At 34.6% G+C, this 22177-nt stretch carries 23 protein-coding genes, 1 pseudogene and 1 riboswitch; of the genes and pseudogenes, 4 read left to right on the top strand and 20 right to left on the bottom strand.

The window, feature by feature from the left end; all coding sequences use genetic code 11:
• Window positions 1-9 precede the first annotated feature (9 nt).
• Window positions 10-858, bottom strand: coding sequence for a DUF72 domain-containing protein (locus ACEE93_RS01880; RefSeq protein WP_449154659.1), 849 nt, complete (start codon window positions 856-858; stop codon window positions 10-12).
• A gap of 124 nt (window positions 859-982) precedes the next feature.
• Here ACEE93_RS01880 and ACEE93_RS01875 point away from each other — a divergent pair, with 124 nt between their 5' ends.
• Complete coding sequence (locus ACEE93_RS01875; RefSeq protein WP_449154658.1) at window positions 983-1675, top strand: alpha/beta hydrolase; 693 nt, start codon at window positions 983-985, stop codon at window positions 1673-1675.
• Window positions 1676-1713: 38 nt separating this feature from the next.
• Here ACEE93_RS01875 and ACEE93_RS01870 read toward each other — a convergent pair whose 3' ends face one another.
• The 9 genes and pseudogenes from ACEE93_RS01870 to sufC form a co-directional block, all read right to left on the bottom strand.
• Window positions 1714-2784 (bottom strand): NAD(P)H-dependent flavin oxidoreductase, encoded by a 1071-nt coding sequence (locus ACEE93_RS01870; protein WP_449154657.1) that lies wholly within the window; start codon window positions 2782-2784, stop codon window positions 1714-1716.
• Window positions 2785-2839: 55 nt separating this feature from the next.
• Complete coding sequence (locus ACEE93_RS01865) at window positions 2840-3838, bottom strand: hemolysin family protein (protein ID WP_449154656.1); 999 nt, start codon at window positions 3836-3838, stop codon at window positions 2840-2842.
• A 259-nt stretch (window positions 3839-4097) separates the two neighbouring features.
• Window positions 4098-6257, bottom strand: a pseudogene (locus ACEE93_RS01860) (bifunctional glycosyltransferase/CDP-glycerol:glycerophosphate glycerophosphotransferase).
• Window positions 6258-6282: 25 nt separating this feature from the next.
• Window positions 6283-7770 carry a glycosyltransferase gene (locus ACEE93_RS01855; RefSeq protein WP_449156357.1) on the bottom strand — a complete coding sequence of 496 codons (1488 nt, stop codon included), beginning with the start codon at window positions 7768-7770 and terminating at the stop codon, window positions 6283-6285.
• 375 nt (window positions 7771-8145) lie between these two features.
• Window positions 8146-9543, bottom strand: a complete 1398-nt coding sequence (sufB, locus tag ACEE93_RS01850; protein WP_449154654.1) for a Fe-S cluster assembly protein SufB — start codon at window positions 9541-9543, stop codon at window positions 8146-8148.
• Between the two features lie 162 nt (window positions 9544-9705).
• Window positions 9706-10155 carry a Fe-S cluster assembly sulfur transfer protein SufU gene (gene sufU / locus ACEE93_RS01845; RefSeq protein ID WP_449154653.1) on the bottom strand — a complete coding sequence of 150 codons (450 nt, stop codon included), beginning with the start codon at window positions 10153-10155 and terminating at the stop codon, window positions 9706-9708.
• Complete coding sequence (locus ACEE93_RS01840; protein WP_449154652.1) at window positions 10145-11395, bottom strand: cysteine desulfurase; 1251 nt, start codon at window positions 11393-11395, stop codon at window positions 10145-10147. The genes sufU and ACEE93_RS01840 overlap by 11 nt, the downstream gene beginning before the upstream one ends.
• Before the next feature lie 18 nt (window positions 11396-11413).
• Window positions 11414-12721: a Fe-S cluster assembly protein SufD gene (gene sufD, locus ACEE93_RS01835; RefSeq protein ID WP_449156356.1), complete on the bottom strand. Its 1308-nt coding sequence runs from the start codon at window positions 12719-12721 to the stop codon at window positions 11414-11416.
• Window positions 12722-12749: 28 nt separating this feature from the next.
• The gene (gene sufC, locus ACEE93_RS01830; RefSeq protein ID WP_449154650.1) at window positions 12750-13514 is read right to left on the bottom strand and encodes a Fe-S cluster assembly ATPase SufC; all 765 of its coding nucleotides are present in this window, start codon (window positions 13512-13514) and stop codon (window positions 12750-12752) included.
• A gap of 315 nt (window positions 13515-13829) precedes the next feature.
• Between sufC and ACEE93_RS01825 the strand changes: the two genes are divergently transcribed.
• Window positions 13830-14678 carry a DUF368 domain-containing protein gene (locus ACEE93_RS01825; RefSeq protein ID WP_449154649.1) on the top strand — a complete coding sequence of 283 codons (849 nt, stop codon included), beginning with the start codon at window positions 13830-13832 and terminating at the stop codon, window positions 14676-14678.
• A 66-nt stretch (window positions 14679-14744) separates the two neighbouring features.
• The gene (locus ACEE93_RS01820; RefSeq protein WP_449154648.1) at window positions 14745-14912 is read left to right on the top strand and encodes a hypothetical protein; all 168 of its coding nucleotides are present in this window, start codon (window positions 14745-14747) and stop codon (window positions 14910-14912) included.
• On the opposite strand, the gene ACEE93_RS01815 is transcribed toward ACEE93_RS01820, so the two are convergent.
• The 8 genes from ACEE93_RS01815 to ACEE93_RS01780 all read right to left on the bottom strand — a co-directional run bounded on the left by ACEE93_RS01815 (window position 14905) and on the right by ACEE93_RS01780 (window position 20297).
• The gene (locus ACEE93_RS01815) at window positions 14905-15732 is read right to left on the bottom strand and encodes a MetQ/NlpA family ABC transporter substrate-binding protein (protein ID WP_449154647.1); all 828 of its coding nucleotides are present in this window, start codon (window positions 15730-15732) and stop codon (window positions 14905-14907) included. The genes ACEE93_RS01820 and ACEE93_RS01815 overlap by 8 nt on opposite strands.
• Before the next feature lie 120 nt (window positions 15733-15852).
• Window positions 15853-16707, bottom strand: coding sequence for a MetQ/NlpA family ABC transporter substrate-binding protein (locus ACEE93_RS01810; protein WP_449154646.1), 855 nt, complete (start codon window positions 16705-16707; stop codon window positions 15853-15855).
• 25 nt (window positions 16708-16732) lie between these two features.
• Entirely contained in the window at window positions 16733-17428 is a 696-nt protein-coding gene (locus ACEE93_RS01805) for a methionine ABC transporter permease (protein WP_449154645.1), read from the bottom strand.
• Window positions 17421-18449 (bottom strand): methionine ABC transporter ATP-binding protein, encoded by a 1029-nt coding sequence (locus tag ACEE93_RS01800; protein ID WP_449154644.1) that lies wholly within the window; start codon window positions 18447-18449, stop codon window positions 17421-17423. Before ACEE93_RS01800 ends, ACEE93_RS01805 begins: the two co-directional genes overlap by 8 nt.
• 128 nt (window positions 18450-18577) lie before the next feature.
• A riboswitch (SAM riboswitch) is annotated at window positions 18578-18684 on the bottom strand.
• Between the two features lie 37 nt (window positions 18685-18721).
• On the bottom strand, window positions 18722-19039 hold the full coding sequence (locus ACEE93_RS01795; protein WP_449154643.1) for a thioredoxin family protein: 318 nt from the start codon (window positions 19037-19039) through the stop codon (window positions 18722-18724).
• Window positions 19005-19400: a toprim domain-containing protein gene (locus ACEE93_RS01790; RefSeq protein WP_449154642.1), complete on the bottom strand. Its 396-nt coding sequence runs from the start codon at window positions 19398-19400 to the stop codon at window positions 19005-19007. Before ACEE93_RS01790 ends, ACEE93_RS01795 begins: the two co-directional genes overlap by 35 nt.
• A gap of 93 nt (window positions 19401-19493) precedes the next feature.
• Window positions 19494-19874 carry a glycine cleavage system protein GcvH gene (gcvH, locus tag ACEE93_RS01785; protein ID WP_449154641.1) on the bottom strand — a complete coding sequence of 127 codons (381 nt, stop codon included), beginning with the start codon at window positions 19872-19874 and terminating at the stop codon, window positions 19494-19496.
• A gap of 66 nt (window positions 19875-19940) precedes the next feature.
• The gene (locus tag ACEE93_RS01780) at window positions 19941-20297 is read right to left on the bottom strand and encodes an arsenate reductase family protein (RefSeq protein ID WP_449156355.1); all 357 of its coding nucleotides are present in this window, start codon (window positions 20295-20297) and stop codon (window positions 19941-19943) included.
• A gap of 172 nt (window positions 20298-20469) precedes the next feature.
• Here ACEE93_RS01780 and ACEE93_RS01775 point away from each other — a divergent pair, with 172 nt between their 5' ends.
• Entirely contained in the window at window positions 20470-20790 is a 321-nt protein-coding gene (locus tag ACEE93_RS01775; RefSeq protein WP_449154640.1) for a thioredoxin family protein, read from the top strand.
• Between the two features lie 52 nt (window positions 20791-20842).
• Here ACEE93_RS01775 and ACEE93_RS01770 read toward each other — a convergent pair whose 3' ends face one another.
• Together ACEE93_RS01770 and aroD are read right to left on the bottom strand one after the other, a co-directional pair.
• Window positions 20843-21391, bottom strand: coding sequence for a nitroreductase family protein (locus tag ACEE93_RS01770; protein ID WP_449154639.1), 549 nt, complete (start codon window positions 21389-21391; stop codon window positions 20843-20845).
• Window positions 21392-21423: 32 nt separating this feature from the next.
• The gene (aroD, locus tag ACEE93_RS01765; RefSeq protein WP_449154638.1) at window positions 21424-22167 is read right to left on the bottom strand and encodes a type I 3-dehydroquinate dehydratase; all 744 of its coding nucleotides are present in this window, start codon (window positions 22165-22167) and stop codon (window positions 21424-21426) included.
• Window positions 22168-22177: the final 10 nt, after the last annotated feature.

Here is a 22177-nt window from a genome sequence, read left to right as displayed (position 1 = left end):
CACTCCTATTTAAAATAACTTTAGTTGTTGCGGGGCTAATCCTGTATAATCGATATTTAACAATCGTTGAAACTGTTTGGCATTATTAGCCGCATGTCCACCCGAATTATTGTTAAATACTACATACACATTTTTAGCTTTTTGATTTAACACTTGAATTTTTTCAGCAATTGACGTCAATTCTGATTCATTATAATCATACAAGTATCGAACATCTCGCCATTCTTGATCTGACATATCTCTTTTTCGCCACCCATTTGTATTCCGACCATGTAATCGAACTAATGCCTTTGAGTGGGTAATACGATTAATGAATGGAATGCTGCCATCACCTACTTGAGGTTCATCACACACAGAATGTATCAATTGATGTTCTGTTAAAAAGCTAAGCGTCCGCTCTTTCATTTCCCCGGCAAACCAAGATTGATGTCGAAATTCAATACATATTGGAAATGGTTCAAGTTGTTGCTTTATATATAAAATATAATTAATGTTTTTCGTATTACAATCGAACCACGGCGGAAATTGAACTAAAATCATCGCCAATTTATTGGCTTCCGAAAGTGGCTCAACCATCTTTTTAAATTGATCAAATAACGAACCAATTGAATCTGCATAATCATGATAATCAGCGTGCAAAGTTAGAGCTTGATGAATTTTAACCACAAATTTAAAACGTTGTGGCGTCTCATCTATCCACTTTTTAATATTACGTTCAGGTTGAATTGCATAATAAGAGGCATCTAACTCTACAACTGGAAAATGACTTGCATATGTTTTTAATTTATCAGTAGAACGTGCCACATCTTCATAGAGCGTATCGTGGTCGCCCCACCCTGTTAAACCAATCTCTATCAAATTCATCACCTATTCTATCTTATCATATTCCTTCTTAAAATAGTCCGGCCGTGCCCAAGGTGTTTCATATACAAAGTTAAGGGGAATTGAATGATAACAATGACTAAATAAAGGAGTTTTGTATATGGTTGAGCAATTACAATATGGTTCACATTCCGATCAACACATTGATGTATACCCTCATGAATCAAATAAATCTGATCATTGGATTGTACTCGTTCATGGAGGTTATTGGCGATCACGATTTGATAAACAAATGATGAACCCTTATATCGATGCTCTCGTTGATGAAGGTTATTCTGTCGTTAATGTAGAATATCGACGTGGTCCAGAGAATGCATGGCCCATCCCAAACGAAGACGTGGCATCTGCTATAGAGACTTTTAAAAACTCTGATTATCGTCCTAAACAGTTAATAGGTATCGGTCATTCAGTAGGTGGTCAACTCGTGCTTCTCAACCATCACCTTTTTGATCATATGGTAGCATTAGCCCCTGTCACTGATGTTTTATACACGTTACATCACCATTTAGGTCAAGATGCTGCTGCAGAATATTTTAAAGATGCCTCAACACATGTGCTAAAAGATGCTTCACCATTAATGCAAACACCTGTTGAACCGGATACCCTTATTATTCATGGGTACAATGATACTTCTGTGCATATAGACACGACCCTGTCGTATGTTCAAGAAAATTATAAGCATGATACGTTTATTACATTGTATGCATTACCTTATCTAGATCATCTAGACTGCATTAACCCAGAAGCGGTGCATCATGAAATGTTATTAAATTGGCTCAAACATCGTGCGTAAGCTAACGTTAAAGCATCAAAACGACATTTTAAATGTTGTTAATCTATTAATGCGTGCATCCGCTGCTGGACCTCACGATTAAGCTTTGTGATCAGTTGTTTAGCATTCATTTCTTGCGCTAAACGTACACCTTGACCACTCCATAAATGCGTCCATTCTATATCACCTTTTTGTTTCGCTGCAGAACGGATGTCATTCGTTAAATCATTTTGAATAGGATATGGCAGTGGCGTTACTGACGTTGATTCCATCATCTCGATGAAATGGTTATATAACCCTCTTGCCATTTTTCCACTAAAGACATTGGTAAGCACCGCATCCGTCTCTTTAGCATTGACAATAGCTGTTTTATGAACATCAGCCGCTTTACTTTCTGTAGTCGTTAAGAAAGCAGTCCCCATTTGAACACCGCTAGCTCCAAGCGCTAAACTTGCTAACACACCTCTACCATCCATAATACCGCCAGAAGCGATAACAGGGATAGAAACATGATCAACTATTTGAGGGACTAAGGCCATTGTGCCGATCAAATGAGTATGTGCCTGAGACGTAAAACTACCTCTATGTCCTCCCGCTTCACTACCTTGTGCTACGACCATATCACACCCAGCTTGTTCAACCGCTTGTGCTTCTTCAACTGTGGTTGCACTGCCTATTGTAGTGACTGATGCTTGTTTTAACTTGTCTATGATCTGTTCACTTGGCATCCCAAATGTAAAACTACAAATTGGTACATGGTATTTAAGGAGTAACGCTATTTTCTCTTCAAATTCTGCATCGTCATGCGCTTTGATTTTTAGCTCGCTAACTCCAAATGATTGGCGAAGCGGTTCGAGTGTATGCTTCATTTGTTGCACGTGCACCATATCATAGTCAATAGGCTCTGGCACAAATAAATTCACCGCAAATGGTTGATTGGTCAGTTGTTGAACTTTAATAATTTCATTTTCAAGTTGTGTCGCTGACATATAACCTGCCCCAATTGTTCCTAGGCCACCATTATTACTGACAGCAGCTACTAGTTCAGGTGTCGTAGAACCGGCCATTCCTGCTTGAACAATTGGATATTGAATATGACAGTGTTTAGCAACTTGGGACGATGTCCACATCGCGACTCCCCCTTTTGAATGACGTAATTGTGTTCAAGTTCCTATTTAGTTGAGCTTAACGAACCTTTCTTAACTTTTCATTTTCTTCTCGGTCCATTTCATCCTCGATTTCCATTCCTAGCATTTCCTCAATTAAGTCTTCATGCGTAATAATGGAATCTGTGCCACCATACTCATCTAAGACAATCGCCATATGCTTACGTGTCACAGTCATTTTACGTAACACCCATTCTGCTCGGTTATGTTCATAAACAAATAACGGTTCAGAACAAAATTCTGTAATGGTCTTTTCAGGTGCTTTACTCCAAGCTAATAAATATTTAGAGTGAAATACACCGATCACATTATCGATATCCCCTTCATACACCGGATAACGTGTATAGGGATGATTCATGACGACATCATAGACTTCCTCATACGTGTCTTCATTAGACAGTGATGTGACATTCACACGTGGTGTATTATTAACATCGTTGACCTTTAAGCGATCAAAATCCATTACACCTTGGATACGAGAGCGTTCCATTTCATTAAAAGCACCCTCTGTACCAGCAATTGCTACCATTGTACGTACTTCTTCTTTAGACATCCCTTGATTTTGATTATTACGAGATAAAATACGATTGATCCAATCTGTTAATGCATTAAGCACTATGGTAATCGGTTTAAAAATGAAGACGAAAAAGCGAATAATTGGATAAACGAATCGCGCAATAGGATCTGGAAATGTAGCGGCTATGGATTTTGGAATCACTTCTGCAAAAATAATGATAACGACAGTTAAAATGGCAGACGCCACCCCGACATTCATACCAACCTCAACTGCTAGAATCGTCACTAATGTAGGTAATATAATATTAGCAATGTTGTTACCGATAAGGATTGTAGTAATAAACTCACTCGGTTTTTCAAGTAATTTTAATAACTTTGCAGATCGCTGATTTTGTTGATCTGCTTCTGATTTTAAACGTACCTTGTTTGCTGCAGTTAATGCTGTTTCACTGCCTGAAAAAAAGCAAGATACAATGATTAATACAATGATCGCAATGATCATTAAGCAGCTCCTCCTCTAGGTTAACTCTTCTACCTTCAAAATCATTATAGATAATTTTATTTTTACCGAAATATACTAAAAAATCAAGATGTATGATCATGAGATAGCGTTGAAATACAGCAATATCGCATCGTTTAATCCTATGCTCATTTTGCCTAAAGTAAAATGGAACCATTTGTTAATGTAACGAAATGGTTCCATCTCATAAATTTTTAACTTATTTGAGACTGCCCATCAATATTGATCTCTCAGTCCTCAACTATTTTGAATGATTGTAAATATAGTCACCTATTAATTTAGAAGATTGGCCTTTTTCAATAGAACAGAATTTATCATAAAACTTCTCAATTTTATCTTTATATTTTTCTTTATGTTCATCAATATTTTTTAATTGCTCAGCCAATTCAAATTCATCTGTGATAATTTCACCCGGTAACTCTTTCATATAATCCATATAAAAACCTCTTAATCCTTTGTCATATTTCTCAATATCATAAGCAAAGAAAAATTGAGGTCTTTTAAGAATACCGAAGTCGAACATTACTGAAGAGTAATCCGTAATAAGCGCATCTGAAATTAAATATAATTCAGAGATATCGTTATAATTGGAAACATCAATCGCAAAATCTTCATAACCACTTAAGTCTAAAGCGTTAGAGATGAGATAATGCATTCTTAATAAAATGACATACTCTTCACCAATCTCTTTTTGTAAGTTTTCTAAGTTAATTTTCAACTCAAAAAGGTATTTTCCTTTTTTAACAAATTCATCGTCTCTCCATGTCGGCGCGTACATAATCACTTTCTTATCTTTTGGTAGGTTCAATTCTTTTTTAATTTTTTCAATGTACGCTTGATCATCACGTCTATTCACTAATACATCGTTACGTGGATAACCGATTTCCCAATTTCGCTCGTCATCCATCCAAAATGCAGTTTTAAATATGTCAGTCGAATATCTATTGGGTGAAACGAGATAATCCCATCTTGATGTTTCTGCATAAAAGTTCTTTTTGTAATTGGCCGTTGTCGTTCCCGGCATTCTAACTACCTTCATATCATTCGCTAAACGTTTTAACGGCGTGCCGTGCCAAGTTTGAATATACACTTGATTTTCTTTCTTATTTAAATATAAAGGCAATCTTGCATTCGTTACCCAAAACTTAGCTTTTGAATACGCATCATAGTAGGATTTAGAACCTTTTTTTACTTTCTTCGCATTACCCATAATGACATTGTCCTCTGGCTTCTTAAATACCCAAATATAATTCAATGTTGGATAATTTTCTTGCATATATTCATAAATATATTTAGGACTGTCGCTATAATTTTTACCACCAAAAGATTCAAAAACAATGGTATTCGCATCAACTAATGCTTCTTTATCAGTTAATTGGTATTTAGATCGATTTTTCATTTTATTGTTTTGGAGGATATTTTTTACATGTCTGCTCACACTTCTTAACTGATTCATATATTTCGCATTATCCACCGCGTTCATCGATAAAAATAACAATTCTAATTTATAAAGTAACTTGGCATCTTTAATTAAATCCCATTTGATTGTTTTAACAATTTTTACTAATGGTTCCTCAAGCATATAGTATCTTGATTCAATATCTCTTACAGAAGGATCAAAACCATTTTTAATTTTTGATTTCATTTTACTAGTTAAGAAGTTTAATATCTTTTTGTTATTTGTTCTATTCACTGCATCAATATAACTATTAACGTAATCTTCAAAAGTTAAAATAAAATCTTGGTCACTCAATGTATTTTTTTCAAAAGGATCATACACTTCGCCTCTGAAATAAAAAGGAAAATCAAATATTCGTACAAATCTTTCTGCATAGTTAATATATTCCAGTACAAATGAAGTATCTGTGTATATATTTAAATCTTCGTTAAATCTAATATGATGCCCTTTCACAATTGCTGTTTTAAACAAGATATTACAGGCTGTATTTTTTCTTAAAAAGGAATTCGGGTTTGATTTTTGATTTAAATATTCAACTCTGATTTGATTTTTATCTATATATTGAGGTCTATTTATCGTAAATTTATGAACTGGTGCAATTAACCCATCCAATCCATTCACCTTAGACAAATAATACTCAACGGCCTAACTTGCTAATTGATCATCTGCATCTAAAAACATGAAATAAGGCGTTGTCACTTGTTCTAATCCTTTATTTCTAGCATGCGCATGACCACAGTTATGTTCTAATTTAAGGTATTGTATGTTTTTATCATAATCACTCACTGCTTCTTTTATGACATCATTCGATGCATCCGTTGATCCATCATCAACAAGAATGACATCAAAATGTTGATTTCTTTGTTTTTTTAAACTTTCAATACAATCTAATATATAATCTTCTTTATTATAATATGTGATAATAATTGATAGTTGATTCAATTCAATCTCTCCATTTTTATGCTTTCTACTTTTTTAATTGTTCTAATAAATTTTTATAATTACTTATAGCAGTTTGTTTGCTAAAGTTTTCATTTAATTTTACATTTTTTAAAGGATGATTTCTAATATTTTCCATAGCAATAGCTAATTCATCTATATTATCTTTATCGACTAAGATACCGTTTTGATGATGTGCTATCAGTTCGTTTGGGCCGTATTTGGTATCATAAGCGATAACTGGACACCCCTCATTTAAACTTTCCATAATCGTTAGCCCAAATCCTTCAAATTTACTTGTTAATATAGAGGCGATAGAATCACGATATACCTCACTAATGTGATCAATATAGTTTTTAAATGCTACATCATTTTCTATGCCCAATTCCTTAACGAGGGTTAATAATTCGGTTTTTTCACCATCCTCATCATTTCCACATATTAATAACTTCGAGTGATAGCCTTTTTTCAGATAGTGACTAAAAGCTAAGATGATATGATTAATTTGTTTTTCTTTTGCAATTCGACCTACATAACAAAATTGATCTTTCTTATCTCCTGGCTCATTGTCATTGATTGTTTCAACAAAGTGAGGAATCACATTGATTTTATGATCTTCAATTCCAAATTCACGTTGAATATCTTGCTTTTGATGATGTGTTAATACAATATATTTATCAATCTTTTCATTATTATTAAATGCTAATTTATAAGATTGTCTAATTTCATCTCCTGATAGATGGGTACTGTGAAAAACGACTACTCTTTTTAAATTTCTCTTACACTCTATTAATGACTTATCTAGTAACCTAGCATCATTAAAGACAATAGCACCATCTTCAAGGACGTGATTAAAATAATAAGTAAACAGTTCTTTCATATTTTTAAAGAACTTAAATGGTGCATTATTGCGATAATATACAATATATAATACTTTATTTTTTTCAGACTCTGAGAAAAACTTTTTTAAATATAAAGTCCCTTTTTTATCATAATATTCCTCATATAACTTGTTATATGTGGAAGCTGAATAATTTGTAATTCTATGAAGTACTCCCATTTTAGTATATTCTCTTCTTTCTAATTTCTTTTTTGAAATGGGAGACATGAAATCCTCAAACTTTAATACATTAGTATCCTCATAAAATTGCCTATATAAAACGTACACTTCATCTTTATAATATCTCACAATATTTTTGTCTATTTTTTCTTTTAAATTCGGAATGCTTACTTCAGTTGTATTAACACCTTTATTAAACAAAAATGACTTTGAATATTTTTCGAGTAATTTATGACCAGATAACCATTCGTAAATATTTTTTATTTCTAAAGTATCATTGATAATGCCTCTCTCTTTAAAGTCTTCGTATATATTTAAATAATCTGGATCATAGTTTGTGGTAAATATAACCGATTTTTCACCAAGATGATCTTCCAGAAATTTAATTCGATTTAATAATGATTTCGTTCTACCTCCATGAATTCTAGGCAGTGTGGATGTAATTGTATATAACAAATAATTCCCCCTTCGTTTTATATGACTGGCAGATTACATATTGTTATAAAAAAACCTCACTCCAGAGAGCAAGGTTTGACATTAAACTTATTTAAAGTTGATAAGTTTGTATGCTAATTAAACCATAATATTAAAAAATTGTAAATTATAACTCTTAGATGTTACAAACCATTTAATCATTATATAAATAATATTTTATCTTTATTTTGACTTGCTTAACTTAATAGAATGTTATGTATAAAAAAACGGTGAGAAATGATTTATACATTCCTCACCGTTCGTGGGGCTGAGACATAACGTTTTAATGCTCTGGAAAACCGATTAACGGTCTCCCAAAAGCAGGATTTTGTCCCAACCTCAAGCTGCTATCATGATTTATCCGATTGAACCTTCCATTTCGAATTTGATAAGTCGGTTCATTTCAACAGCATATTCCATTGGTAATTCTTTTGTGAATGGTTCAATAAAGCCCATTACGATCATTTCTGTCGCTTCTTCTTCAGAAATACCACGTGACATTAAATAGAATAATTGTTCTTCAGATACTTTAGATACTTTTGCTTCGTGTTCTAATGAAATATTGTCGTTGAATACTTCATTATATGGAATTGTATCTGATGTAGATTCTTTATCTAAGATTAACGTGTCACATTCAATGTTAGCACGTGCACCTTTAGCTTTACGTCCGAAATGAACCATACCACGATAGTTCACTTTACCGCCATCTTTAGCAATTGATTTTGAAACAATTGTAGAAGATGTGTTTGGTGCTTTATGCATCATTTTAGCCCCAGCATCTTGAACTTGTCCTTTACCTGCGAATGCAATTGATAATGTGTTACCTTTTGCACCTTCACCAACTAGGACACATGAAGGGTATTTCATTGTTAATTTAGAACCTAAGTTACCGTCAACCCATTCCATATTACCATTTTCATGAACAAGTGTACGTTTTGTAACTAGGTTGTATACGTTATTAGCCCAGTTTTGGATTGTAGTATAACGTACGTGTGCGTCTTTATGCACAATGATTTCTACTACTGCAGAGTGAAGTGAGTTTGTTGTATAAACTGGTGCTGTACATCCTTCTACATAGTTCACTGAAGCACCTTCATCTGCAATGATTAATGTACGTTCGAATTGACCCATATTTTCTGAGTTAATACGGAAATAAGCTTGTAGTGGTGTATCTAATTGAACATTTTTTGGAATATAAATGAATGATCCACCAGACCATACTGCAGAGTTTAATGCTGCGAATTTGTTATCGCCTGCTGGTACAACAGACGCAAAATATTCTTTAAATAAGTCTTCATTTTCTTTTAATGCTGTATCAGTATCTTTGAAGACAATACCTTTTTCTTCAAGCTCTTGTTCCATATTGTGATAAACAACTTCAGATTCGTATTGTGCTGACACACCTGCTAAATATTTTTGTTCCGCTTCAGGAATACCTAATTTATCAAATGTACGTTTAATTTCTTCTGGTACTTCATCCCAAGAACGTTCAGAACGCTCTGAAGGTTTAACATAATACGTAATGTCATCAAAATCTAATTCTGATAAGTCTCCGCCCCATTGTGGCATCGGCATTTTATAGAATAATTTTAATGCTTTAAGACGGAAATCTAACATCCATTCTGGTTCATCTTTCATTTTAGAAATTTCACGTACAATATCTTCTGTTAAACCACGTTCAGATCTAAAAATTGAGACGTCTTCATCATGGAAACCATATTTGTAATCGCCCAAATCTGGTGCTTTTTTAGCCATGTGTATCACTCCTATTATATATTCATCTCTTATACGTGTTGAACCGGTCGTCTAGAGGTTGGGACATCATTCATCGACATCCCTGAGCGTTAATATTTTATCTCTCAGTCCTCTAATTAAACCGTTCAACTTTTTATGTCGACATCACAAGTTACTTTGATGTTATTCTTCTAATTTACCTTCTTTTTCTACTGTACCCTTTTCAAGCGCTTTCCATGCTAAAGTTGCACATTTAATACGTGCTGGGAATTGAGAGACACCTTGTAATGCTTCGATATCTCCCATGTCTTCAGTAATTTCAAAGTCTTCACCAAGCATCATTTTTGTGAATTCTTGGCTCATTTGCATTGCTTCTTTTAAACTATGACCTTTAATCGCTTCTGTCATCATTGAAGCACTAGACATTGAAATAGAGCAACCTTCACCTTCGAACTTAGCATCATGAATGATTCCATCTTGCACATCAAATGTAAGACGGATGCGATCCCCACACGTTGGGTTATTCATATCAACTGTCATTGTACCATCTTCAATGACACCTTTATTACGAGGGTTTTTATAGTGATCCATAATAACAGAACGATACAATTGATCTAGATTATTAAAATTCATATGAGAAAAACTCCTTAGTTCGTTTCAACCCTTCTACAAGTTGATCGATATCTTCTTTAGTATTATAGATATAAAAACTTGCACGTGCTGTTGAAGATACATTTAACCATTTCATAAGTGGTTGTGCACAGTGATGACCTGCGCGTACAGCCACACCTTCTGTATCTAAAGCTGTCGCTACATCGTGTGGATGCACATCTTGAAGGTTGAATGTGATGATGCCTGCGCGTTTATCAGCACTTGGTCCATAAATATCAATGCCTTCAATTTGTGACATTTGTTCATAAGCATACTGCGTTAGCATTGCTTCATGTTCATGAATAGCCTCAAATCCGACTTCTTCGATATACTCGATGGCAGCTTTTAAGCCAATCGCTTGAGCAATAAGTGGTGTTCCTGCTTCAAACTTCGTCGGTAAGTCTGTCCATGTACTGTCATATAAGTCTACAAAATCAATCATATCCCCACCGAATTCAGTAGGTTCCATTTCATTGAGTAAGTGACGTTTACCATACAGTACACCGACACCAGTAGGACCTAACATTTTGTGGCCACTAAAGCTATAGAAATCAACATCTAATGCTTGAACATCCACCTTCATGTGTGGCACAGATTGGGCACCATCAACCGCTATAATTGCACCATGTTCATGCGCAACTTTCGCGATAGATTCAATATCGTTAATGGTACCTAATACATTGGAAACATGTGCTACAGCCACAATTTTTGTTTTATCAGTAATTGTCTCTTCTACAGCAGATAACGTTAATTCTCCTGAATCTGTCATTGGAATAAATTTTAATGTTGCACCTTTTCGCTTAGCAAGTTGTTGCCATGGTACGAGATTGGCGTGATGTTCCATTTGTGTCACAACAATCTCATCGCCTTCTTGAACATTCGCATCGCCATAGCTATGTGCAATTAAATTAATCGCTGCTGTGGTACCACGTGTAAAAATAATTTCCTCAAAATATTGTGCATGAATAAAACGTCTTACTGTTTCACGCGCACCTTCATAACCATCTGTAGCAAGTGACCCTAACGTATGAACACCTCTATGAACATTCGAATTATAACGTTCGTAATAATCATCAAGTGCTTCAATAACTTGTTTTGGTTTTTGGCTTGTTGCAGTGGAATCTAAATACGCCAAGCGCTTTCCATTGACTTGTTGATTTAAAATAGGAAAGTCTTGAATGATTGTGTCAACATTTAATTGTGTATTGGTCACTTCGATCACAGACCTTTCTATTTAATATTATTTACCAACTTTAAGTTCGATTACTTCTCGTAATTGACGTTGTACATCTTGGATAGGCAACTCACGCACTACAGGGTCTAAGAAGCCGTGAATAACTAAACGTTCTGCTTCTTCTTGTGAAATGCCTCGGCTCATTAAATAATATAATTGTTCTGGATCTACTCGACCTACTGAAGCTGCGTGACCTGCTTCTACATCATCTTCGTCAATTAATAAAATAGGGTTGGCATCTCCGCGTGCATTTTCAGATAACATTAACACACGTGATTCTTGGTTAGCTGATGATTTTGAACCACCATTTTTAATGTAACCAATACCATTAAAGATAGATGATGCATTTTCTTTCATTACACCGTGTTTTAAGATGTAACCATCTGTCTCTTTACCATATTGAATAATTTGAGATGTTAAGTTGATTTTTTGATCGCCTCGGCCAACAACTACTGATTTTAATTCTGAAGTTGAACGATCACCGACTAAGTTTGTTGTGTTATCAATGATTTGATCGCCTTCATTCATTAAACCTAATGACCAATTGATTGTTGCGTCATTTGCAGTTGTACCACGACGGATAATATGACCTGTAAATCCTTTATCTAAGAAATCAACTGAACCATATGAGATTTTTGAATTAGCGCCAGCAATCACTTCTGAAACTAAGTTAAGTTGATTACTTTCACCGCTTGTTGTTGATAAGTAGTTTTCAACGTATGTTACTTCTGCACTTTCTTCAGTGACCACTAATACGTGGTTAAAGAAACTTGCTTGTTCATCGTCATGTAATACTACATATTGAATTGGATGTTCTACTACCACATTTTTAGGTACGTAGATAAAAACGCCACCATTCATTAATGCCGCATGTAACGCTGTTAAACGATGCTCATCAACTGTTACTGCATCTTTCATATAGTATTTTTCAACAAGATCGCTATGATTTTGAAGTGCTTCGCTGATGTGTTCAATGATCACACCGTCTTTTTTAGCTGACTCATTAACTTGAGTATAAGCTAGCGTATTATTATGTTGAATAATTAAGTTCTCTGTATCATCCACATTAATAATACGGTCAATTTCGTGTGGTAATTCATCTAAGCTATTGAACTCAGAGCCAGTTGTTTCATGTTGTTTAAATGAATCAAAATCCCATTTTGTGATTTTTGTTTTATCTGGTTTTGGCATTTCTAAAGACTCAATTTGTTTAAGCGCATCTTTTCTTAAAGATGTCATCCATGAAGGTTCTTGATGGGCTTGTGAATAGTCAGTAAGTTGAGTTTCAGAAATTTTTAATGTTTCAGTAGTCATACCTATTTCCTCCTATTGATGATGGTGATTACGCATTTGTTGCTTCGTATTCTTCTTTAACCCATTCGTAACCTTCTTCTTCTAAACGTTTCGCTAATTCTGCACCGCCAGATTTAACGATAATACCGTTGTACATTACATGTACTTGATCAGGTGTAATGTAGTTTAATAAACGTTGATAGTGCGTAATGATTAATGAACCGAATTCGTCTCCGCGCATTTCGTTGATACCTTTTGATACAACTTTTAATGCGTCGATATCAAGACCAGAGTCAATTTCGTCTAAAATTGCGAATTTAGGCTCTAACATCATTAATTGTAAAATTTCGTTACGTTTTTTCTCACCGCCAGAGAAACCTTCGTTAAGGTAACGTTGAGCCATATCTTTATCCATTTCTAAGAAGTCCATTTGCTTATCTAATTGTTTAATGTATTGCATTAAGTTAACTTCTTGACCTTCTTCACGTTGTGCATTGATTGCTGAACGCATGAAGTCTGCGTTTGTTACACCACTAATTTCTGATGGATATTGCATTGCTAAGAATAAACCTGCTTTTGCACGTTCATCTACTTCTAATTCTAAAACGTTCACGCCGTCTAATAATACTTCACCTTTTGTTACTTCATATGCTGGGTGACCCATGATTGCTGATGATAATGTTGATTTACCAGTACCGTTAGGTCCCATGATTGCGTGAATCTCACCTGTATTAATTGTTAAATTAACACCTTTTAATATCTCTTTATCGTCAATAGACACATGTAAGTCTTTAATTTCTAATGTTGATGGCATTATGATTCCCTCCAAGTTTATGTTTAATTCCATACCTTAGTTTATAATAATTTTAATGTAACGTCAAAAAGGGTTACTTTTATACTCCATGCCTCATTATAACCAAAATAATGGGATTTATAAACCACTACCGTTTATAGTTTTCGCTTATTTTGAATATAATTTATCTTAATTTCATAGCTAAGTATTGATAATAACAAGGACGTTGTTCTCATTAGGTCTAAAGTCTTATGATTAAATTGAAAACATTTAGGCAATATTATGGTATGATAATGGACACTAAAAAGAACATTAAATCGAAAGGAACTATATTCCATGTCTCAATTTAAATTTAAAAATATCATTAAAGGCTTTGCGATGGGCTCAAGTGACCTAGTTCCCGGTGTAAGTGGCGGGACAATCGCTTTACTCTTAGGTATTTATGATGATTTTATTACGTCAGTAAGTGGTATATTTTCTAAGCATTTCAAAAAAAGTATTATGTTTTTACTTCCAATTGTGATTGGAATGGGATTAGCACTTGGGATATTAAGTAGCGTAATTAATTATTTACTCGCTGAACATGAAGTCCCAACTATGTTTTTCTTTACCGGTTTAATACTCGGACTTATTCCGTTTCTATTAAGAATTTCTCATTTTAAACAAACTTACACGGCCAAACACTGGCTTGTGGTTGTGATCGCTATCGTAGTATTAGTAATACTATCGCTCATTTCTGGAGGTCATTCGGAAGCTAAACCAAGTACGATTGATATGTCGGTAGGTATGATGGTTAAATACTTCATTGCAGGTATCTGTGCATCGAGTGCGATGTTATTACCAGGTGTATCTGGTTCTTTTGTTTTACTATTATTTGGTGTTTACGGAACCGTTACTTTTGCAATTTCAGAAATTGTACGCTTAAACTTCTCAGCTTTACCGGTTATTATCTTGGTTGGTTTAGGCGTGATATGTGGATTTTTAGTTGCTAGTAAGTTAATCAAATTTTTACTAAGCAAGTATACGTACTTAACTTATGCTGCGATTCTAGGTTTAGTCATTGGGTCGCTTTTCTCAGTATTTCCTGGGTTACCAACTACTGGGTTATCTTGGATTATTTCCATTATTACACTCGTGGTTGGCTTCCTTGTCAGCCATATACTTGGTAAATATACTGAAGCGTAACTTAGCGATAAATAATCAACTAAAATGAGCGGTAAAGTAGGAGGTTGGGACAAAAGCGTTCAGGATTTGAGCAGAAGCGAACGACGAGCTAAAATTGTTTTTCAAATTTTGGCGAATCGTGAACTTTCTGCCGAAAATCCTGCTTTTGGGACACCGTTAATCGGTTTCCCAGAGCATTATATGTCTCCCTCTTCTTTACCGCTCATTTTTTATATCACGTTGGTCGTTATTTAGCTGGAATGACCGCCCCATCAAACTCTTCATTGATATAGTCTTGTATTTCTTTAGATTGTAACGCTTCGAGGAAATCTTGATACTTTTGATCGTTTTTATGTCCTTCTTGTACTGCTAAAATATTAGCAAACGGTGATGATTCATCCTCTACTGCGATAGAATCCTTTAGTGGTTTCAAACCATTATCAATGGCATAATTAGAATTCATAATGACTGCGTCGCCTTCTCCATTATTATATGTCTTAGGTAAAAATTCTGCGCCTTGTTGATTATCAAATTGTAAATCTTTTTTATTTTCAACAATGTCATCTAATTTCGCATCTTCAATCTTAACCCCATCTTTAATTTTGATTAAGCCTTCTTTAACAAAAAAGGATAAAAAACGGCCTTCTTCTGCAGGATTGTTTGAAATATAAATTTTTGCACCTTTAGGTAACTCTTTTAAGCTATCGTATTTTTTACTATAGACGCCCATTGGTGTCGTCAATACTTTTCCAACCTCTTCCACTTTGTAACCATGTGACGCTTTCTCCGCTTCTAAGTATGGTACATGTTGGAACATATTGGCATCAACATCGCCTTCATCTAATAATTTATTAGGTATTTTGTAATCATTCACTTCACGCACTTCCACTTCATAGCCTTTGTCCTTTAAAAGTTCGCCTGCCTTTTTAGCGACTTCTCCATGTGGTGTGGGTGTAGCAGCTACTACTATTTTTTTATCTTCTGAACTATCTGCTGATTCATTTTGATTGCAAGCTGATAACACAACTAACAAAGCAATTAATGTCGTTCCAAATAGCAACACTTTTCTTTTCATACTATGTCCCCCTTGATATGTAAAAAGACGAGCTACGATGTAAAAGTCTAACTAGCGTTTAATCAGATTGTTCTAGTGCGCTATATCTCTTACATCGTATGCCCATCTTTCAGTTAATTATTATTCTGCTGGTACTACTGCACCTTTGTATTTGTCTTCAATAAAGTTTTTAATATCATCAGATTGAAGTGCTTTTACTAATGCTTTAATTTTTTCATCATCTTTATGACCTTCTTGAACGGCAATTAAATTAGCGTATGGATTATCTTTAGCATCCTCTACTGCAATAGAATCTTTTTGTGGATTTAAGCCTTGTTCAATTGCAAAGTTTGAGTTTAAGATAACCGCATCTCCTTCTTTATTTTGATATGTTTTTGGTAAGAATTCAGCTGCTTGATCATCGTTAAATTTAATGTTCTTTTTATTCTCTTTAATGTCGTCAAATGTTGCATCTTTAATATCAACACCATCTTTAATTGTAACGAGACCTTCATCTACGAAAAACTTTAAGAAACGACCTTGCTCAGCTGGATTGTTTGAAACAAAGACTTCTGCATTGTCTGGTAAGTCTTTTAAGCTATCATATTTTTGAGAGTAAACAGCCATTGGTTCCAAATGTACATCGCCTGCTGATTCAATTTTGTAGCCTTTATCTTTCTTTTCAGTTTCAAGATATGGTGTGTGTTGGAAGAAGTTAGCATCTAATTCTCCCGCATCTAATAATTTGTTAGGTGTAGTATAATCATTAATTGTTTTAATTTCTAAATCATATCCTTCTTTTTCTAAAATCGGCTTAGCTTCTTCTAAAATTTCAGCATGTGGCGCTGGTGAAGCACCGACAACGATTTTTTTATCCTCACCATTACCGCCGTTTGCATCACTTGTATCTCCTTTTTCACCTTTAGAATCATTGCCACAAGCTGCAAGGACAATCCCTAATGTTAAAATAACTACTAACGATAAAACTCTTTTCATATTGATCTTCCCCCTTTATAATCAGTTATCTTTTATCAATTTTATTTGTAATCCAATCCCCTAAGAATTGAATGATAAAAACAATAATTAAAATCAAAATGGTAGAAATTAAAATGACGTCATTTTGGTTACGTGTAAATCCTGTGAGATATGCTAAGTTTCCAAGACCACCTGCACCGATAACCCCTGCAATGGCAGTAGAACCAACAAGTGCAATCGCAGTTACTGTAATACCAGAAACTAGCGCTGGTGAAGATTCCGGAATTAATACCTTTAATACAATCACCCAAGTATTAGCGCCCATGGAACGCGCAGCTTCAATGACACCTTTATCAATTTCTTTTAATGCAATCTCTACTAAACGACCATAGAATGGTGATGCTCCTATAATTAACGCGGGTAAGGCACCCGTTGGACCACTAATCGTACCTAAAATTAAACTTGTAAAAGGAATTAATAGTAAAATCAAAATAATGAACGGAATGGCACGAAATAGGTTTACAAAAAATGAAACGATGCCGTAGAAAATACGTCCTATTTTAGATTTACTTTTTGAAGTTAAAAACAAGATAATCCCTAAAATCAAACCTAATACAAATGAAAATAAGGTCGATACTACCGTCATATAGAGCGTTTCATATGTAGCGGTCCATACTTCCTCCCATTGGACATTAGGCATTGTAATCATTTCTTGGATAATCTCACTAAAGCTCTTACCCATGACGGACCACCTCCACAGCAATATTTTTCGTACTTAAATCTTCTTCCAATGCCTTAAATTGATCTTGTGAGATGGCTGTAATATGTACAAGTAAAAAACCAACTGCGCCAGTTTTTGTGTTTTTGATATTTCCTTCAAGAATATTTGCAGCAATTTGATGTGTGCGCGTAATGTACGAAATGACAGGTTCTGTCGTATGTTCCCCTGAGAAAATGAACTTGACTAACATATCATCCTTTTCTAGCGGGATAGTACTAGTGATGTCGTCTTCATCATTTGAAGGTTCTAAATCTTCTCGAACAAAACGTTTAGTAACCTTGTGTTTAGGGTTTTGAAAGACTTCAGAGACCTCTCCTTGTTCAATCACTCGCCCTTGTTCCATCACTGCTACCTCATCGCAAATACGTCGAATGACATTCATCTCATGGGTAATGACAACGATGGTTAAGTTCTTTTCTTTTTTGAGCTCCACTAGCAAATCTAAAATTTCATCTGTCGTTTGTGGATCTAAGGCACTCGTCGCTTCGTCACATAACAAGACTTCTGGGTCATTTGCTAACGCTCTAGCAATACCAACTCTTTGCTTTTGTCCTCCAGATAACTCAGATGGGTAAGCATTCTCCCTTCCCTCTAATCCTACTCTTTCAATTAAATGAAGTGCCTTAGTTTTAGCTTCACGCTTAGGTACACCTGCCACTTCAAGAGGAAACTTAATGTTATCTAATACGGTACGAGACCAAAGTAAGTTGAAATGCTGAAAAATCATACTTACTTTTTGGCGTTTTTTCCTTAATGCCGCTTTGGTTAATTGACCAATATGATCACCACCAATAATAACGTCACCAGATGTTGGTGCTTCCAGATAATTCAATAAACGCACTAACGTACTTTTTCCAGCTCCCGAAAATCCGATTATTCCGAAAATTGTTCCAGTATCGATGTTTAAATCAACTTGATCGACAGCTGTTACTTTTTTAGACTTCGAAGTATATTGCTTAACTAAATTTTTAAGCTCAATCATAACACTATATCCCCCTAACAAACTTACTCCCGAAATAAAATGAGTTCATCTTAACGACGATTGACGATTTAAATCAAAAAATGCTTTCTCTTTTGAATAAAAGAGAAAGCATTGTATCAACGTCGCTTCTCTCATCTTCAAAAGTCCAAAAAAACTTTATGTGAATTGGCACCATTTCACGTTTGACGGTTGCCGGGCTTCTTAGGGCACATCCCTCCACCACTCTTGATAAGAGTTTTCTGAATATTTAATTGTCTATTATATTATCATCATCACGTTGATTCGTCAATCGCCTTTTTTAAATTTTCTAATAAAAAGGGGACAGACTGAAACGCGTAAATGCGTTTAACTTCTTGATCATAATTCATAATCAGTAAAATAGGCACTGATTGAATCTCATAATCTTGACTAAAGTCCGGATGAAAATTTAAATCTATTTTCACTAAAGGCAAATTTACAATGTCATTCGCAATGTCTAACATACGCTCAGACATTTTACACGTCCCGCACATCGGTGTATAACCAAATATAAGATGTACAGGTTCATCTTTATTTTTAGATATATTGTTCAATTGCTCTGAAACATTCATGATATCCATACTTTCCTTTGACATAAAAATCGTTTTTCACGTTAAATCCAAAACGTCCTAACACATTTGAGAGGTAATCACGAGGACAACGCGCCACTTCAGTGTAAGTAGAATCCACAAATATATCAATACGTTCGCTCAAATATTTTGAAAACCACTTACGAATGTGGCGTCCTTCTGTATCAGCATCTACGAGTATATAGACTTGCTTATCATATAATGACTCTAGCATATTGTCCATTTTCTCGATGCTCATTGTGCCATGTGTACATATAATATCAACCGGTTCGTTTAACACTTCTTTTACCCTTTTTTTATCAGATTTACCTTCTACAACAATTACTTTATTTATGATCGCCATAGTCTTCACCTTCTAAATAGTCTGAGAGTAAAATTGATACCAAAAAACTCCCGGATAAACAAGTTACCAAGGAGTCTCAATAAAAAATAAGTATTATTCACCAATCATGTCTTCGTAAGCTGAAGCATCCATTAATGCGTCTAACTCACTTTCATCACTAAGTTCAATTTTAACCATCCATGCTTTTTCATATGGTGATTCATTGACTGCTTCCGGTTCATCTTCTAAATCTTCATTTACTTCCACAACTTTACCTGTAAGTGGAGAATATAATTCAGATACAGTTTTTACAGATTCAACGCTACCGAAAGTTTCACCTTCTGAAACTTCGTCGTCTACTTCTGGAAGTTCAACGAAAACGATATCTCCTAATTCGCTTTGTGCGAAGTCTGTAATACCGATTAAAGCAACATTTCCGTCAACTTTAACCCATTCATGTTCTTTTGAATACTTAAATTCATTTGGCACTGCCACGTGAATCCCCTCCTATTTTTAATTACATATTAATGATGACATATCGCTTGAATTCTATCAACTATTTTAACGAACCCAAGTATCTTTATAAACGTCCTCTTTAAACCCTACAGTCACTTTATCACCAGAAATGGCTAATGGACGTTTCACTAACATACCGTCAGATGCCAATAATTCTAGTTTTTCATCGTCAGACATATCTTTTAACTTATCTTTTAAATTTAATTCGCGATATTTAGCACCATGTGTATTGAATAATTTTTTAATTTCAATACCAGAATCTTCTACAATCTTCGCAAATTCTTCTTTAGTAGGTGTGTGTTGCACAATGTCGATAGGTTCATAACTCACACCGTACTCTGATAAAAATTGAGCCGCTTTTTTACATGTTGTGCATTGTCGGTATTGATAAAATTTAATCATAAGCTACCTCCTAAATTTAATTAATATAAATATAGCAAAGTTTTCAATAATTAGATACTTTTTTAATATATACCCACTTTATCGATTTTATAGCATGCTCATTTCGAAGGATGACTTCATAGGTGGATTTCGTTATAATATGGTTACGACATTTACTTGGAGGTTTATGATTATGAAAAATATTAATGATATGAATCAATTTAATGAGGTTATTCAAAGTCAATCACCTGTTATTATCAAATTTGAGGCAGGTTGGTGCCCTGATTGCCGTGCAATGGACATGTGGATTGACCCTATCGTTGAAAAATACAACCAATATGAGTGGTATGTTGTAAATCGCGACGAACTTGAAGAAGCTGCTACAACGTATGATGTAATGGGTATTCCAAGTCTTTTAATTTTCCAAGATGGTCAAAAATTACATCACCTACACTCAGCTAATGCAAAATCTCCTGAACAAGTAGAAGAATTCTTAGCTAATAGCTTAGGCTAAGCAATAAAGCCGCTAATATGGATTTTCCATATTAACGGCTTTTCTTTTTGATTTATACAAAATCTGTAATTAATCCTCTATTTTTACGCTTAATTTTTCTTGTTTGATCATAATCCTCTAAGTCCGTTAAATAAATGAAACCTACTAAACGTTCATCAGGTAGGACACCGAAAACATTTCTAACTTTAGGATTAAAAATATATTGAGGTGTTTTCCAACAAGAACCTATACCGCGGTCGTGTAACAATAGTAAGAGATTTTGGGCAAATGCGCCTACAGCTAAATAATTTTCGTTTTCTTCTCGCTGTCTTGCATCGCATTTCATAATAATTGCTAAAAATCCCCCTAAATTGGTCACTGCATCATAGTGACTTTGTTGTTTTTCTTTATCTCTAGGGAATGCATACTTCGAAATATCTCTACTCATTTCACCTAACTTATGTTTAGGTACGTATACCACACGCCATGGCTCTCTCATACCATGATTTGGCGCATCGGCAGCAATTTCTATCGCATCTTTAACCGCGGATTCATCAATGTGCATATCTCTTTTAAACTTTTTAATACTCCTTCTCGTCTGAATAGCTTCTTGAAGTTGCATCTTTATCTACCCCTTTTTAATGATAACCATTATCAATTATAGTTAACGATCGTTGTATTTTCAACTAAACTGTATACTGGCAATAATTGAGATAATTGACGTACATTTAGTTGACCGGGTGCCACTTCTTTTGCTAGGGCGCCATATGTTAATGCTCCTCCAAACACTTCCTGAGCAGTACGAGAGATAACACCTAGTTGCGTCATAGAAATACCTGTAATCCATTGAGATAATGCATCACTCGCCTCAGACACAGCTTCTAATAATGTCAGCACATCTTTCTTACGTTGGGGTGTTACAGCTACTTTAAGATGATGTGCGCCGAGCTTGGACATGTTAAAATACGTCTTCTTAAGTACGTCCAGTGTAGGGGTTTGATTAAAATCATGATATGACGCAATAACCTCTTTATTTTGATCTTTAATGTATTGAACTAAATCGGCTCGTGTCTCATTATATGCCTCCCACTCAATATCTATCATATCAACTTGTGTTAACTGAGCCAGTTGTTGATTTAATTGTATGTATGCCTCATTTGATAATTCACCAAAACCACCCTGGCTCGCTGTACGGTAAGTTAATAAAATCTCGTTCTGAGCAGTAGACTTAATATTATTTAATAAAGTTTCTATATTACTAACCTCTATATTAGAAAGTTGATCTAAGCGCAACTCCAAAATATCAAAATAAGATGCATTTTGCGTGATTAAATCAAGTTCTTCATCTGTTATAGTATCTTGGTTCAACATTAAACTCGCAACAATTTGTGTTTTCACTTAATTTCAC

It is taken from the genome of Staphylococcus sp. 11262D007BW, assembly GCF_053547815.1.
Note: the sequence above shows the minus strand (reverse complement) of the source record. Positions and strands in the feature narration are given on the sequence as shown.

Excerpts from the sequence above, each read along its gene's own strand:
- ACEE93_RS01875 (WP_449154658.1), top strand. The coding sequence starts at position 983 with ATGGTTGAGCAATTACAATATGGTTCACATTCCGATCAACACATTGAT.
- ACEE93_RS01870 (WP_449154657.1), bottom strand. The coding sequence starts at position 2,784 with ATGTGGACATCGTCCCAAGTTGCTAAACACTGTCATATTCAATATCCA.
- ACEE93_RS01865 (WP_449154656.1), bottom strand. The coding sequence starts at position 3,838 with ATGATCATTGCGATCATTGTATTAATCATTGTATCTTGCTTTTTTTCA.
- sufB (WP_449154654.1), bottom strand. The coding sequence starts at position 9,543 with ATGGCTAAAAAAGCACCAGATTTGGGCGATTACAAATATGGTTTCCAT.
- sufU (WP_449154653.1), bottom strand. The coding sequence starts at position 10,155 with ATGAATTTTAATAATCTAGATCAATTGTATCGTTCTGTTATTATGGAT.
- sufD (WP_449156356.1), bottom strand. The coding sequence starts at position 12,721 with ATGACTACTGAAACATTAAAAATTTCTGAAACTCAACTTACTGACTAT.
- sufC (WP_449154650.1), bottom strand. The coding sequence starts at position 13,514 with ATGCCATCAACATTAGAAATTAAAGACTTACATGTGTCTATTGACGAT.
- ACEE93_RS01825 (WP_449154649.1), top strand. The coding sequence starts at position 13,830 with ATGTCTCAATTTAAATTTAAAAATATCATTAAAGGCTTTGCGATGGGC.
- ACEE93_RS01815 (WP_449154647.1), bottom strand. The coding sequence starts at position 15,732 with ATGAAAAGAAAAGTGTTGCTATTTGGAACGACATTAATTGCTTTGTTA.
- ACEE93_RS01810 (WP_449154646.1), bottom strand. The coding sequence starts at position 16,707 with ATGAAAAGAGTTTTATCGTTAGTAGTTATTTTAACATTAGGGATTGTC.
- ACEE93_RS01805 (WP_449154645.1), bottom strand. The coding sequence starts at position 17,428 with ATGGGTAAGAGCTTTAGTGAGATTATCCAAGAAATGATTACAATGCCT.
- ACEE93_RS01800 (WP_449154644.1), bottom strand. The coding sequence starts at position 18,449 with ATGATTGAGCTTAAAAATTTAGTTAAGCAATATACTTCGAAGTCTAAA.
- ACEE93_RS01795 (WP_449154643.1), bottom strand. The coding sequence starts at position 19,039 with ATGAATGTTTCAGAGCAATTGAACAATATATCTAAAAATAAAGATGAA.
- ACEE93_RS01790 (WP_449154642.1), bottom strand. The coding sequence starts at position 19,400 with ATGGCGATCATAAATAAAGTAATTGTTGTAGAAGGTAAATCTGATAAA.
- ACEE93_RS01780 (WP_449156355.1), bottom strand. The coding sequence starts at position 20,297 with ATGATTAAATTTTATCAATACCGACAATGCACAACATGTAAAAAAGCG.
- ACEE93_RS01775 (WP_449154640.1), top strand. The coding sequence starts at position 20,470 with ATGAAAAATATTAATGATATGAATCAATTTAATGAGGTTATTCAAAGT.
- ACEE93_RS01770 (WP_449154639.1), bottom strand. The coding sequence starts at position 21,391 with ATGCAACTTCAAGAAGCTATTCAGACGAGAAGGAGTATTAAAAAGTTT.